12 protein-coding genes and 1 pseudogene are annotated in these 12,808 nt (G+C 44.2%); 10 read left to right on the forward strand and 3 right to left on the reverse strand.

The annotated features are described in order from the left end of the window. The first annotated feature begins 10 nt into the window (after nucleotides 1-10). The 9 genes and pseudogenes from P8O70_17400 (at nucleotide 11) to lon (ending at nucleotide 10,527) form a co-directional block, all read left to right on the forward strand. A complete protein-coding gene (locus P8O70_17400) occupies nucleotides 11-736 on the forward strand; it encodes an arginyltransferase (protein MDG2198617.1) in 726 nt (241 codons plus the stop codon). Next, nucleotides 726-1,199 (forward strand): annotated as a pseudogene (gene moaC, locus P8O70_17405) (cyclic pyranopterin monophosphate synthase MoaC). Before P8O70_17400 ends, moaC begins: the two are co-directional and overlap by 11 nt. Before the next feature lie 187 nt (nucleotides 1,200-1,386). Further along, nucleotides 1,387-1,605, forward strand: a complete 219-nt coding sequence (locus P8O70_17410; protein ID MDG2198618.1) for a hypothetical protein — start codon at nucleotides 1,387-1,389, stop codon at nucleotides 1,603-1,605. Further along, complete coding sequence (locus tag P8O70_17415) at nucleotides 1,586-3,373, forward strand: penicillin-binding protein 2 (GenBank protein MDG2198619.1); 1,788 nt, start codon at nucleotides 1,586-1,588, stop codon at nucleotides 3,371-3,373. Before P8O70_17410 ends, P8O70_17415 begins: the two co-directional genes overlap by 20 nt. Before the next feature lie 418 nt (nucleotides 3,374-3,791). Next, nucleotides 3,792-4,898 (forward strand): o-succinylbenzoate synthase, encoded by a 1,107-nt coding sequence (gene menC / locus P8O70_17420; GenBank protein MDG2198620.1) that lies wholly within the window; start codon nucleotides 3,792-3,794, stop codon nucleotides 4,896-4,898. Nucleotides 4,899-5,008: 110 nt separating this feature from the next. Then, entirely contained in the window at nucleotides 5,009-6,331 is a 1,323-nt protein-coding gene (locus tag P8O70_17425; protein ID MDG2198621.1) for a rhodanese-like domain-containing protein, read from the forward strand. Beyond that, nucleotides 6,328-7,359: a Gfo/Idh/MocA family oxidoreductase gene (locus P8O70_17430; protein ID MDG2198622.1), complete on the forward strand. Its 1,032-nt coding sequence runs from the start codon at nucleotides 6,328-6,330 to the stop codon at nucleotides 7,357-7,359. The genes P8O70_17425 and P8O70_17430 overlap by 4 nt, the downstream gene beginning before the upstream one ends. Then, entirely contained in the window at nucleotides 7,344-7,850 is a 507-nt protein-coding gene (locus P8O70_17435) for a GNAT family N-acetyltransferase (protein MDG2198623.1), read from the forward strand. Before P8O70_17430 ends, P8O70_17435 begins: the two co-directional genes overlap by 16 nt. 88 nt (nucleotides 7,851-7,938) lie before the next feature. Further along, a complete protein-coding gene (gene lon, locus P8O70_17440; GenBank protein MDG2198624.1) occupies nucleotides 7,939-10,527 on the forward strand; it encodes an endopeptidase La in 2,589 nt (862 codons plus the stop codon). Nucleotides 10,528-10,550: 23 nt separating this feature from the next. Here lon and P8O70_17445 read toward each other — a convergent pair whose 3' ends face one another. Further along, nucleotides 10,551-10,829: a chorismate mutase gene (locus P8O70_17445; GenBank protein ID MDG2198625.1), complete on the reverse strand. Its 279-nt coding sequence runs from the start codon at nucleotides 10,827-10,829 to the stop codon at nucleotides 10,551-10,553. Further along, nucleotides 10,822-11,517 (reverse strand): response regulator, encoded by a 696-nt coding sequence (locus P8O70_17450; GenBank protein ID MDG2198626.1) that lies wholly within the window; start codon nucleotides 11,515-11,517, stop codon nucleotides 10,822-10,824. Before P8O70_17450 ends, P8O70_17445 begins: the two co-directional genes overlap by 8 nt. A gap of 659 nt (nucleotides 11,518-12,176) precedes the next feature. On the opposite strand from P8O70_17450, the gene P8O70_17455 reads away from it, so the two are divergent. Continuing rightward, nucleotides 12,177-12,521, forward strand: a complete 345-nt coding sequence (locus P8O70_17455) for a ribbon-helix-helix protein, CopG family (GenBank protein MDG2198627.1) — start codon at nucleotides 12,177-12,179, stop codon at nucleotides 12,519-12,521. 8 nt (nucleotides 12,522-12,529) lie between these two features. Here P8O70_17455 and P8O70_17460 read toward each other — a convergent pair. Continuing rightward, on the reverse strand, nucleotides 12,530-12,808 hold a 279-nt coding region (locus tag P8O70_17460; GenBank protein ID MDG2198628.1), incomplete at its 5' end, for a hypothetical protein.

Below are 12,808 nucleotides of genomic sequence, written 5' to 3' on the forward strand. Positions count from 1 at the left end.
AGCAGCATTGATGGAAGAATTTTTCCCAAGTTCTTGGACGGTCTATCACACTCATAATGGTCCCTGCCCTTACAGAGCCGTTGGTCAGTGGGATAATATCACATTTTATGCTGACCAACTTCCGATTGAAACTTATGAAACACTGTTGGGCAAGGGCTTCCGTAGAAGTGGAATCTCTATCTACCACCCAGCCTGTGAGAATTGTCGTCTTTGCATACCTATGCGAGTACATGTTCCCTCCTTCCTGCCCAGCCGCTCACAAAAGCGAACACAGCGAAAGAACCAAGATTTGCGAATTGAACACGTACCCGTTGTTTTTCGGGAAGATGTCTTTGAATTGTACCGACGCTATCAGGAACATTGGCATCAACGCGGAAATCCGACCTCAAGAGAAGAGTTCACTGAGTTTTTGATTGATAGTCCAGTTCCCTCAGAAATGATCCTATTCTGGTTGGAGTATAAGCTACTTGGGGTTAGTTGGATTGATCGACTCGAAGATTCCACCAGCGCTGTGTACTTTGCCTTTGAGCCTTACGCTCAGCATAGACGCTTGGGAATTTTTTCTTTGCTGCATGAAATTGAATATGCCCAGCATTGCAACCGACAATGGCACTATCTTGGGTATTGGGTACCTGACTCGAAAAAAATGCAATACAAGGCGGGCTTTCGCCCCTCAGAAGTGTTACTGCATCAAACTTGGACACCCCTAACAGAGGAACTACGTCATGAGTGCTGACTTCACTCATCTGGATAACCGAGAGCATCCTCGAATGGTTGATGTCTCACACAAAGCAATCACCGAGCGCAAGGCTGTCGCTCAAGCTGTCATTCGTTTGGGTGATGAATTGTTTGAATTATTGAAAGATGAAGGGAGTACATCCAAAGGGCCGGTTTTTCAAACTGCTATCATTGCGGGTATTCAAGGGGCCAAAAAAACATCAGAAATTATCCCAATGTGCCACCATTTACCTTTGTTCGGTGTTGAGATCGAAACTGAATTGGCCGATGGACTTGCAGTGCTGACAGCAACTGTTCGGACAACCGCAAAAACTGGTGTTGAGATGGAAGCGCTGACGGCTGCAAGCGTCGCTGCACTGACCCTGTACGACATGTGTAAATCTGTAACCAAAGGCATGGTCATTGAATCAATACACTTATTACACAAGACCGGAGGGAAGTCCGGAGATTACAACTCAGCCATCTCCCGTCAAAAAACGAATTCAACCGGACATGAAGATTCTCCTCCGCAAATCTCAAATCCTCAAAACACAACTTCTCTGGCATGACCCAGCTCTTATGCTAAAGGGTACCCTCTGTTCTTTTCGTACCATGGTATTGCTGGCCATCCTTCTTACTTTCGGTTGTTTAATTTATCTCTGGCAGTGGATGAACTTCCTGCAAAAAAGTTACGCAGTTCAACGTCTTGAAAAAGATCATCAGCAGATGATCGTTCGACTAGAGATGCTGAGGGTAGAAGCCGATTATTTGAGCAGACCCCAACGCCTCGAGACAGTAGCCCTCAACCAAATGCAGATGAAATTTCCCAATCCTGCCCAACTTTACCAAAGTGATATTTTCTTCTCAGATGAAGTCTCGCACCCATAATCCCAAATTTTCACTATACACTTTCAATCTCCGAGTTCTGTCGATTGTTGTAGTGATTGCCAGTTGTTTGGTAGTTTTATTGGGTCGCATGTTCTACTTGCAGATTTTGCAAGCTGAGTACTTCTCAGAGCGCGCTCGTCACCAACAACAAAGTAGAATCACCCTGGAACCTCGCAGAGGAACAATTACAGATCGCCAAGGCCGACGCCTCGCTGTTTCAGTCCCAGTACAATCCCTCTACGCAAGACCACAAAATATTGAATCTCCTTACACAGTTGCGACACGTATTGCTCCACTACTTGATATTAATCGGGACAAACTTCTTAAAACTCTCAGAACAAAACGCTCTTTCGTCTGGCTAAAACGTCAACTGCCCCCTGAGGTTGCCCAGGAAATTAAGGCAATGGACTTTGAGGGGTTAGATTTTGTTGAAGAGTACAGAAGGGTCTATCCAAATGGTGAGATGGCTGGTGCATTGTTAGGTTTCACAGGAGTCGATTCACAAGGATTGGAAGGGCTAGAATACCAGTATCAAAACTTGATGGCTGGAGAACCTGAAGAAATCGTTGTTGAGAGGGATGGGACTCGAAGAGTAATTCCACACACCTTGCCTCACGATCTGAAAGCTCAAAGGCACTCCATTCAACTGACACTTGACAACACCATTCAACATTACACCGAAGCTGCGCTGAAACGTGGGGTCGAGACTTCCCGAGCTGACCGCGGAGTAGCCATCGTCATGCACTCCCATACAGGAGCAGTGCTGTCAATGGCGACCTATCCCCAATTCGATCCAAATCGATACACAGATTTTGACAGATCAACTTTTCTGAATCGTGCTGTCACCGTTGGCTATGAGCCTGGTTCAACTTTTAAAATTTTAACCATTGCGGCTGCTCTGGAAGAGAAGCTGATTACACCGGAGCAAGAATTTTTCTGTGAAAATGGTACCTATCGGTTTGCTGGAGAAGATTTCCATGACACCTCACCTCATGAAAATCTGAATATCGAACAGATCATTCAGAAATCTTCGAACATCTGTGCCATCAAAATTGGTACAATGCTGAGCCCAGAGAAATTCTACGAACATATTCGTCGATTTGGATTTGGATCACGACCGGAATCTGGACTTTCTGGGGAGGCTATTGGGCGTGTGCTACCACTACAACGCTGGACTCGAGTTGATCATGCCTCCATCTCATTTGGCCATGGCATCTTAGTATCTCCGTTACAGTTGATCAGTGCACTGAACGTAGTTGCTGCTGACGGGAAATGGTTTCATCCTTACATTGTAGACCATGCTTTCAGCGAGGAAGGGGAAATCATTCTGGAGACTCTTGATGAGGAAGGAAAAATCTCACAGAAATTTGGAGCTTATGATCCAAAGCAGTTGATTTCTGCTGAAACAGCCCAAATATTGAGGAAAATGATGATTAGCGTAACCCAGGAAGGTGGCACTGCTGTAGAAGCAGCGATCCCAGGTTACAACGTTGCTGGAAAGACTGGGACCTCTCAAGTTTTTGATGAAAAAACGGGTAGATACTCTAACCGAAAGCATATTGCTTTTTTCAACGGCTATGTCCCAGCTGAACAGCCACTACTCACTGTGCTTGTTGTGATCGAACACCCACGGAGTTCTCCCTACGGTGGTAAAGTCGCAGGGCCTGTTTTCAAGGAGATTGTCAGTAGAACATTTCTGCACAATGACATCCTGCCAGAGTTGAAAAAAGAAGTTGCTGAGGTTCTGGACAACCCCGAACAAGGGTGATCAAAATTGAAGATTATAAAGAGGTCATCCTACTCACCTCCCAACTCTCTACAAACCCAAGAAAATTACTGGTTACTTTCGGAGATGAGACGAGGATAGAATTTGCTTGTCCAAAAAACCACCAAAAATTTGAAGTTTTTCTATATTAATGTTTCCTTGTTTTTCATCCTTTGCGAGCATCCTAAGTCTGTTTAAAGAACAAACCTTCCTTGGAAAAATGTCTAGACCCAATCCACCTGCATCCTGTCGACAATGCCGGTTTTATCACATCACTTGGGATTCAAACGCGCCGTATGGTTGTCATAAGCTAGGATTCAAAACACGATTGGAGCCTTCTCAATATGTTTTACAGGTTTCTGGTCAACCCTGTTTGAATTTCACTCTTAAAGCCAATCCTGAAAAGTGACTCAGTGAATTTGTGAATCGCTCAGCACTCGCAGCATTACTAGCAGAAAACATCTGGCACATACTGCCTTATCGTCTACCTCTTCGAAATAGTCTTACCACCCAACAAGAATCAGATCCCTTCCGTAAGGGTCTACTGTTGTTTTGGCAAAGTGATGTTGGCATTGTCTACGGTGAAATTGCTCCTTTACCAGGGCTTCATTCGGAAAGTTTAGATGAGGCCAAATTATTGGTTCAGAATCACTTCCCACATTTCATCAAAGAGTTAGAAGCGAGCAATGATAATTGGATTGAATTCAATTATCCAAAGGAACTTACTCCTTCAGTAAAATTTGGTTTTGAAATGCTGGCATTTCACTATCAGCTTCTGCGACAAAGAACTTCGTTAACCCATTTTTTAAAGTCAGAACTCAGCTTTCCTATCTCATTAAATGGTCTGCTAAACTGCTCTCTAGAGAGTTTAGAAAGTGAAATCCAACGCTGTAAATTTGCTGGTTACAAGACCGTCAAAATCAAAGTAGGCCGTAAAGAACTGAAGGAGGATATCCAGAGAGTTCGATTAGTTCGGAGGCAATGGGCTGACGTGGAAATTCGCCTTGACGCAAACCAAGCTTGGACACTAACAGAGGCAGAAGAAATCTTGTGCGCCTTGGCAGACTGTAATTTAGCTTACTGCGAAGAACCTCTGCACAATCCTCAAGAACTGCCACAACTTAGAAAATCTTGTGAGGTCAACTTAGCACTAGATGAGACCTTATGGAAAGATCCAGAGTTGGCGAGATCGATTCAAAACAACATTCATGCATGTATCCTCAAACCGGGAATTTTAGGTGGGTGGCAAGAGACTCTAAAGTGGATAAAGTCAGCGAAGTCAACTGGAATCCTACCCGTGTTGAGTAGCAGTTTTGAAAGCGGCATCGGGCACCTGTGGATCGCATTACTAGCTTCTTCCTATGTGTTAAAAGCTCCCGCTGTTGGCCTTGATACGGCTTTCTGGTTTGATAAAGACCTGCTCAAACCTTCCTTCACAAGCCGCATACAAAATGGACGCTTGATCTTACCTCAGAAGTGGCCAGAATTTTTTGAACTCAATATGAATGTTTTGCAAGCACCCTCTTAATTTGCTTTTCTGATCCAACTTATATGACCTACACTTAGCAAATTACTTTTCCTCCAAATTACAGCAGCTTTGCGTATAGTTTTTGATTTATCTGATTATTAAAAAACATTATGAGGAAACACGTCTTCAGTTTGATTGGATTGTTTGCGCTAATCTTTTGGAGTAAAGAAAGCCGAGCAGATTATATTCCTGCAGGGCCAGAATTACTGAAGCAAGTCCAAGCTGAGATTATCAATGTAGACACGGCAGAACTAGAACGACGACTGGAACAAGATCCCAATCTAACACTGATTGATGTACGCAATCCAAATGAAATCAATCAATTTGGCGGAACCATTGACGCAGCTCAAAATACAATCCTTCCAAGAGGATGGTTGGAATTTCGTATTGGTGAGATTCTCCGCTCTTACGACCAACCTGTTGTTCTGTATTGTGGCATCAATCAACGGAGCCCACTTGCAGCAAAGACACTGATGGACATGGGTTACTCAAAAGTCAGTAACTACGCAGATGGCTTTTTTGCATGGCGTGATGCCAATTTGCCTGTGGATGCACCAGACTTTGCCCCATCATCCATGCTCTACAGACTGCCACAGCAAGTAACAAAAAATGTCTGGTCTGCCATCGGTGCTACCGCACCTCCTAGTTATGAGAATTCAGGGCACAATAATAATCTTTCTTTCATTATCACGGAAGAAGGGGTTGTCGTGATGAACGCCAGTGACAACTATCTGTTAGCTAAAACGCTTCACGAAGAAATTAAAAAAATCACTGATCAGCCTGTCAAGTATGTAGTCCTTGAAAACGCCCAGGGACATGCAATGTTGGGTAGTAATTATTGGCAAGAACAGAGCGCTAAGATTGTGGTTCATCGATTAGCGGCTGAGGTTATTGAAGATCATGGTGAAGATGTCCTCAAGCGGATGCAAAACGGAAGACGGGATAAGTCACTGGGCACCAAGCTAGTGAAGCCTGATACTATTTTTGAAAATGAGTGGATTATCAAACTGGGGGGTGAGCAGATTGAGGCACGTTATTTAGGTCCAGCCCATGGTCCTGGAGACATCGTCCTGTGGCTACCACAACAAGAACTAGTGATTACAGGAGACCTCGCATTTCATGAAAGACTGTTGCCAGTCTTTGAGGATACAGACACAGCTGGATGGCTGGAAACCTGGAATAATCTGGAGTCTCTTGGCGCCAAGATTGTGATCCCTGGACACGGAGTGCCTACCGTTATTAGTGAGGTGCGCAAATACACACTGGATTATCTGGTCTACATGAGGCAGGAAGTAGCAAAGATCCTTGAAGAAATGGGAGGCCTTGAAGAAGCGTATGAAATAGACCAGTCTGCCTTTGCCCAGCTGGACACTTTCCGTGAGTTGGCTCGAATAAACGCTGACCGCATCTTTCGTGCAATGGAGTTTGAATGAATAATGAAATTAAAAAAGTTCGCTGGGGAGTTCTTGGCACCGCAAATTTTGGTAGAACGATTTTACCAGCAATGCAACGTTGCCAATTTGCTGAAATCAGAGCTGTTGCTTCTCGATCGTTGGAAAGTGCAAAAGCTTATGCAAAAGAGTTAGCTATACCAAAGGCCTACGGTTCTTATGAGGAGATCTTGAGAGATCCTGAGATAGATGCGATCTATATTCCTTTACCCAATCACATGCACATAGGCCCAGCCAAGCAGGCTCTGGAAGCTGGCAAACATGTTCTGTGTGAAAAACCTATTTCATTGAACGCAGCAGATGCGCTGGAACTATTGGAATTTTCCAAAAAATTTCCGCGACTCAAAATTGCTGAAGCATTCATGTACCGCTATCATCCGCAATGGATCCAAGCAAAAAAATGGATCACCGAAGGAAAGATAGGGACATTGAGAATGGTTCAAGTCTTCTTTGCTTACTACAACGTGGATGCTAGCAATATTCGTAATCAGTCCGACGTTGGGGGTGGGGGTCTTCTCGATATTGGCTGCTATTGTGTGTCGTCATCTCGCTGGATTTGTGACAAAGAACCCGAGAGAGTGATTGGTCTTTTCGATAAAGACCCGTCTTTTGGAACGGATCGCCTAGCTTCTGGAATTCTGGATTTTGGAAATGGTCTGCAAGCAAGTTTCACTTGTTCTACCCAAGTAGCTCCCTATCAGCGTGTCAATATTTTAGGAACTCATGGTCGTGTTGAGATTGACATCCCATTCAATGCTCCACCAGATCGACCCTGTCTTGTCAGCCTGTACCCTGGAACTCATAGTGCTCAGGGTCGGTTTGAACCAACTGAGTCACAGGTCTTGGGTATGGACATCTGTGATCAGTACACCCTTCAAGGAGAGGCTATTTCGTCAGCAATTCTAAATGATGTGCCGGCTCCCTATGGACTGGAGGATGCTGTGGGGAACATGCGCACCCTTGAAGCACTTCGTCAGAGTAACGAGTCCTCAGCATGGATAGTTCTCTAAGTATAGGCTATCTAGCTGATCACCCAGAATGGGTTGAAGAATTAGCGAATCAGCACTGGGAAGAATGGCGAGATCTGGTAGCAACGTGGGGCCGTCCTCAAGCTTCTGAAGACCTTTGGGAACATACGAAAAATCGGCAAGATATACCAACGACAATCGTTGCCTTTGATGAAGACCTATTGCTGGGCTCGGTCAGCTTAGAAGTATATGACTATCAACAGATTCAACAATACAGTCCATGGCTCACTAGTCTGTGGGTAATGCCTTTTGCCCGACATCGGGGCTTGGGGACTTACCTAGTTCGAAGAATGGTTCACGAAGCCGCCTGCCTCAAAATTCCTCACCTGCATTTGCTAACTCTTGACCACACAACTTTTTACGAAAAACTGGGTTGGACTCTGTTGGAGCTTGGCTCTGTTGATGACCATGAAATCTCCATCATGAGTATCACTCCCGGACATCTCACCAAAGAAAAACTGTGTTTCCATTGAATCTTCCTCGCACTTATGTTGATCTGAAAAGAAAGCATTGCCTCTGGCTAGCATACAGCCAAGGACATTATTTTCAGCTACGGAGATCATGACAGAGAAGAAAACAGATAGCGGCATCATACTGATTGAGGAAGAAGCTGAGGCAACTGAAGATGAATCATCTCAGTCTTCCAAAAATTCCATTATTCAGGACGATGGAGAAGTAACCAAGGAAGATAGTGGAATCATCATTGTCGGTAAAGAAAGCAAAAGTGCAGAAGCAGATCCTCCCCAATCTGCAGAAACCTCCATTATTGTTGCTAGTGACCTCCTACCAATATCACTGATCATCATTCCTCTTTTCGATCGTCCATTTTTCCCCAAAATGATGGTGCCAATCCTCTTGAGCAATGAGGAATTGGTCAACAACATTCTCGAGAGTCTAAGCGATAAGCAAAAATATGTTGGATTGCTCTTCGCGGAGGAGACTGAGGGAGAAGGAGAATCATTCAAAGTCCAGCGATTCGCCAAGATCGGTGTGGCGGGCAAGGTAATGCAGGTTAATAGAAAGCCAGATGCACCTGCCCAACTTCTTGTGCAGTGTATGGAACGCTTTGAGGTGGTTGAACTATCAGATACATCTCTTCGAAGAGCTCGTGTTCGTTATTGGTATGATGACCCTACTAGCAATGATGAAGAGGTAAAGGCCTACTCAATTTCCATTATCAACTGCATCAAGGAACTAGTGCAGCTCAAGCCGCTTTTCCGAGAAGAACTCTCTTTACTGATGGGTAACATTAACCTGAAGGAACCCGGCACCCTTGCTGACTTCTCCTCTTCAATGACAACATCAAGCGGTGAGGAGTTACAAAAGATTCTGGGGATGCGTTCTTTGCTCGAGCGGGCCGAATTAGCGCTGATTCTTTTAAAGAAAGAGTTGGAAATCTCCAAAATCCAAGTGCAAATCAACAAACGGATTGAAGAACGACTCTCCACACAACAGCGTCAATTTTTTCTCAAGGAACAACTGAAGGAAATCAAGAAGGAGTTGGGCTTAAGCAAGGATGATAAAGAGAGTGAGGAAGAAAAATTTCGTAAACGGATAGAGGCACTCACCCTGACTGAAGATGCATCCGAGCGGATTGAGGAAGAGTTGGAGAAACTACGTCTGCTAGAACCAAGCTCACCAGAATTCAATGTTACGAGAGTATATCTGGATTGGCTGACTGTTCTTCCTTGGGGTAAAACAACTGAAGATAACGAAGATATCGAACAGGCGGAGGAAATTCTGCAGGCAGATCACTACGGACTAGAGGACGTAAAGGATCGAATTCTTGAATTGATCTCAGTTGGAATGATGAATGGAAATCTCTCAGGCACCATCATTCTATTGGTTGGCCCTCCCGGTGTCGGTAAAACTTCAATCGGCCAGTCCATTGCGCGCAGCCTGAATCGGCAATTTTACCGTTTCTCTGTTGGCGGAATGAGAGATGAGGCAGAAATCAAGGGACACCGTAGAACCTATATCGGAGCCCTGCCAGGGAAGTTTGTCCAAGCACTAAAGGTTTGTAAAACTTCAAACCCTGTCTTGATGCTTGATGAAGTGGATAAGATCGGCAGTAGCTTTCGTGGAGACCCTGCATCTGCATTGTTGGAAGTATTGGATCCTGAGCAGAATAAAGACTTTTTGGATCACTATTTAGATGTTCGATTCGATCTTTCTAAAGTTCTTTTCATCTGTACTGCCAATCAGCTAGATACGATTCCTGGCCCCCTACTCGATCGGATGGAGGTGATTCGGCTTTCAGGTTATATTCTCGAGGAGAAGTTGCAGATTGCTCGACGACATTTAATTGAAAGACAACTCTCGTCTCATGGACTGAAGCCAGAGGAATTCCAAATTGATGATAACACTTTAAGAGAAGTGATTGACGGATATGCTCGCGAAGCCGGGGTTCGCAATTTGGAAAAGCAACTCAAGAAAATGATGCGCAAAGCAGCACGTCAGATCGTTACTGAACGAGGTAAGGAGAATCTGAAAACAGAGATTCAGATCCACAAAGAAGATCTGAAAGAATATCTGGGCAAACGATCATTTACAGAAGAGCAGGCGTTCACGGAGCCAAAAGTAGGAGTCGTGATGGGTCTCGCCTACACAGCCTTGGGTGGTGCGACTCTACACATTGAAGCACGTTCAATTTTTAACAAAAATGGAGGCCTGAAGCAGACAGGTCAGCTTGGGGATGTGATGAAGGAATCAACTGAGATTGCCTACAGTTATGTTCGATCACTGCTACAGAATGATCCAGATGCCAAAGAATTCTTCGAGGAGAGAATGATTCACTTGCATGTGCCAGCTGGGGCTACGCCCAAAGATGGTCCATCAGCTGGGATCACGATGGCCTGTGCTTTGACGTCTCTCATTTTCGACACTCCCCTTAAAGCTGACCTGGCCATGACAGGGGAACTGACACTGACCGGAGTTGTTTTACCGATAGGGGGAGTTAAAGAAAAAACCATCGCCGCCAGAAGAGCAAAAATCAGCAAGTTGATTTTTCCTGCTGATAATCAAGAGGACTTTGAAGATCTTGATGAAAGTGTTCGTGAGGGGATCACTGCACACTTTGTCAAAAAGTTGGAGGATGTTTTAGCGATTGGTTTTCCAAATCTAAAATTGAAGCAGCAAATTAAAAAATAAGAGAAATTTTCAAAGGTATCTGCTCAGTGTTGAAGTTGCTTCAAGGTGTCAATTATCTGCTGGAATAGTTGGACCACCATTCCCTTCGGCAATGGCCCAGAATTTTGCTGACATAACCTTGCCAACAAGACTTTTTCTCGATCTGCATGGACCACAGCCAGATTATTGGCTTTTTTAAGTTCTCCAACCTTGAGCACTAATTCAGCTCGCTGATTTAGTAACCGTAGCAACTCAGCATCAACCTTATCAATATCCATCCGCAAAATATCTAGCTGACTACGAACCTGCTCAGAACTAATCATCTATCGAATGCTCCAGTAATTGAAATCGGTACCCTATCCCATAAACTGTCACGATGCTAGACTCCAAACCGTAAGTAGCCAGCTTCTTTCTGAGGTTTTTCACGTGCGTATCAATCGTTCGGTCATAGCCGTTAAATTGATACCCTTGAACTTGTTGAAGTAACAGCTCTCGTGACCAAACTTTTCCTGGCTTTTGTAATAAGACCTTCAATACCCCAAATTCATTAGGAGTCAGAACAACTTCCGACTCGTCTACCCAAACCTGGTGGGTGGTTTGGTCCAAACGAAGTGGACCAGCTCTTAGTTCAGCATGATCTTCATGATATGTTCTCCGCAGAACCGCTTTGACCCTGGCTACAACCTCTCTCGGGCTGAATGGCTTACAAATGTAATCATCAGCTCCAGAATCCAGACCTTTAAGACGGTCAATTTCTTCCACTCGTGCTGTAATCATCAAGATCGGCACTGTTGAGATGGTGCGTAGTTGTTGACAGATCTCCAGCCCACTCATCCCTGGAAGCATCCAGTCTAATAGGATTAGGTTGATCTCTTCCTGTGCTACCCAACCCTGAATTTGCTCATAGTTTAGGGACTCTCTAGTTTCGTAACCAGCCTGTTGAAGATAATCCCTTAGCAGATGAGAAATCTTAGATTCATCTTCTACAATTAAAATTGTCGAACGTGGCATGGTTCTTCAAGGAAATTTCATTATTTAGGACCTTGTGCATAATTTGCTGCAACAAGTTCGAATTGTAATTAGATTTGCAGTTTAGTGAAATATTCAGTATTTTGAAAACTAAACAAAATTTGTTCGACTTTGGTGAACGTTTTCAAGGGGTTTGAAACTGAAATTTTTTTATTCAGGCTAATGGGATTATTGATAATTCCACCGCTACTTCTTTCTGATCCCGAGTTTCAAGCCAGTCCCATCCGTTTATAGTAACATTATTCTAGTAAGTGGACTGTAGTATTGAAGATCAAGGCGATCATGTCGTAAGAAACTGGGGATGTCCAGCAGACCCCAGCTAACCTGGCACCAGAACATGTTCATCGAGTTCATGCTCTTTAGAGAAAAAAAATCAAATAACTAAACACAAATTTGGTTCATAATTTCTAGAACTAATTGGACTTACCCTTTAACAGCAGGAACCTATGTCTTGCTCAATTTTAATCTGTTCAGTGCGTGAGGTCGCTTTCAGTTGACTTACTTTCCAAGTAAAAAACTGTAGGCCGCTCTAACACAAACTGATCGAGGAGGAACACAATGATTTTTTCATTGTTTCCCAGCTTGCGTTGTTAGCAAAAGCGGGGATTTCCGTAACAATTGAACCAACTGAGAGAATAGAAATGGACCTCGTCGCGCACACGGATTACCGAAATGAAGTCAGTTTCGATAGCACCACCCCAGCTGTACGAAATGACATCAGTCAACCGCCACCATCTACAAATTTTCAAGAGAGTACTTCTTATGCAGACAGCCTTGTCAAGGAAACTCGAAGGCGAGGTCGTCCTCTGAAGCTTGACAAGCCGCTCAGGACACGCATGGGCTTCCGAATTTCTGATGAGATGCTTCAAGAAGTAGAGGCGCTTTGCGAACAGACCGGTCTTAGCAAGACTGACCTAATTCTTCAAGCAATTCAAAGCTACATCGACTCCAATCGTTCTTTAACGGGAACTGAGCAACATTCCTGAATAGCTACTCACTCAAACCACTCCGGCTTACATGGACGAACGCAGAGATTAATCGTCAGAGATTCTTCCAGCGTTTGTCCATCTTCATCCTCCACGGCCATACTCAATCGAATTGCTCTGGGCAGACAAAATGAATTACTAGCTTCAGAATTCTGTTCGCAAGCTAACTCCTGAGTATCCCAATCTTTCACCCAATTTTCTTGGGTTCCTCCATCAGCTAGTTCAATTTCCTGTTCAAGTAATTCCACCAGAAACCCTGTCACTCTGTCTGTCAGCAAGTAATCTCT

The sequence above is a fragment of the SAR324 cluster bacterium genome, assembly GCA_029245725.1.
GTDB lineage: Bacteria > SAR324 > SAR324 > SAR324 > NAC60-12 > JCVI-SCAAA005.

Bases quoted from the DNA above. Each gene is read 5' to 3' on its own strand.
- P8O70_17410 (MDG2198618.1), top strand. From the start codon at position 1,387: ATGAACTTCCTGCAAAAAAGTTACGCAGTTCAACGTCTTGAAAAAGAT.
- P8O70_17430 (MDG2198622.1), top strand. From the start codon at position 6,328: ATGAATAATGAAATTAAAAAAGTTCGCTGGGGAGTTCTTGGCACCGCA.
- P8O70_17455 (MDG2198627.1), top strand. From the start codon at position 12,177: ATGGACCTCGTCGCGCACACGGATTACCGAAATGAAGTCAGTTTCGAT.
- P8O70_17425 (MDG2198621.1), top strand. From the start codon at position 5,009: ATGAGGAAACACGTCTTCAGTTTGATTGGATTGTTTGCGCTAATCTTT.
- P8O70_17445 (MDG2198625.1), bottom strand. From the start codon at position 10,829: ATGATTAGTTCTGAGCAGGTTCGTAGTCAGCTAGATATTTTGCGGATG.
- P8O70_17450 (MDG2198626.1), bottom strand. From the start codon at position 11,517: ATGCCACGTTCGACAATTTTAATTGTAGAAGATGAATCTAAGATTTCT.
- P8O70_17415 (MDG2198619.1), top strand. From the start codon at position 1,586: ATGAAGTCTCGCACCCATAATCCCAAATTTTCACTATACACTTTCAAT.
- P8O70_17435 (MDG2198623.1), top strand. From the start codon at position 7,344: ATGGATAGTTCTCTAAGTATAGGCTATCTAGCTGATCACCCAGAATGG.
- P8O70_17400 (MDG2198617.1), top strand. From the start codon at position 11: ATGGAAGAATTTTTCCCAAGTTCTTGGACGGTCTATCACACTCATAAT.
- lon (MDG2198624.1), top strand. From the start codon at position 7,939: ATGACAGAGAAGAAAACAGATAGCGGCATCATACTGATTGAGGAAGAA.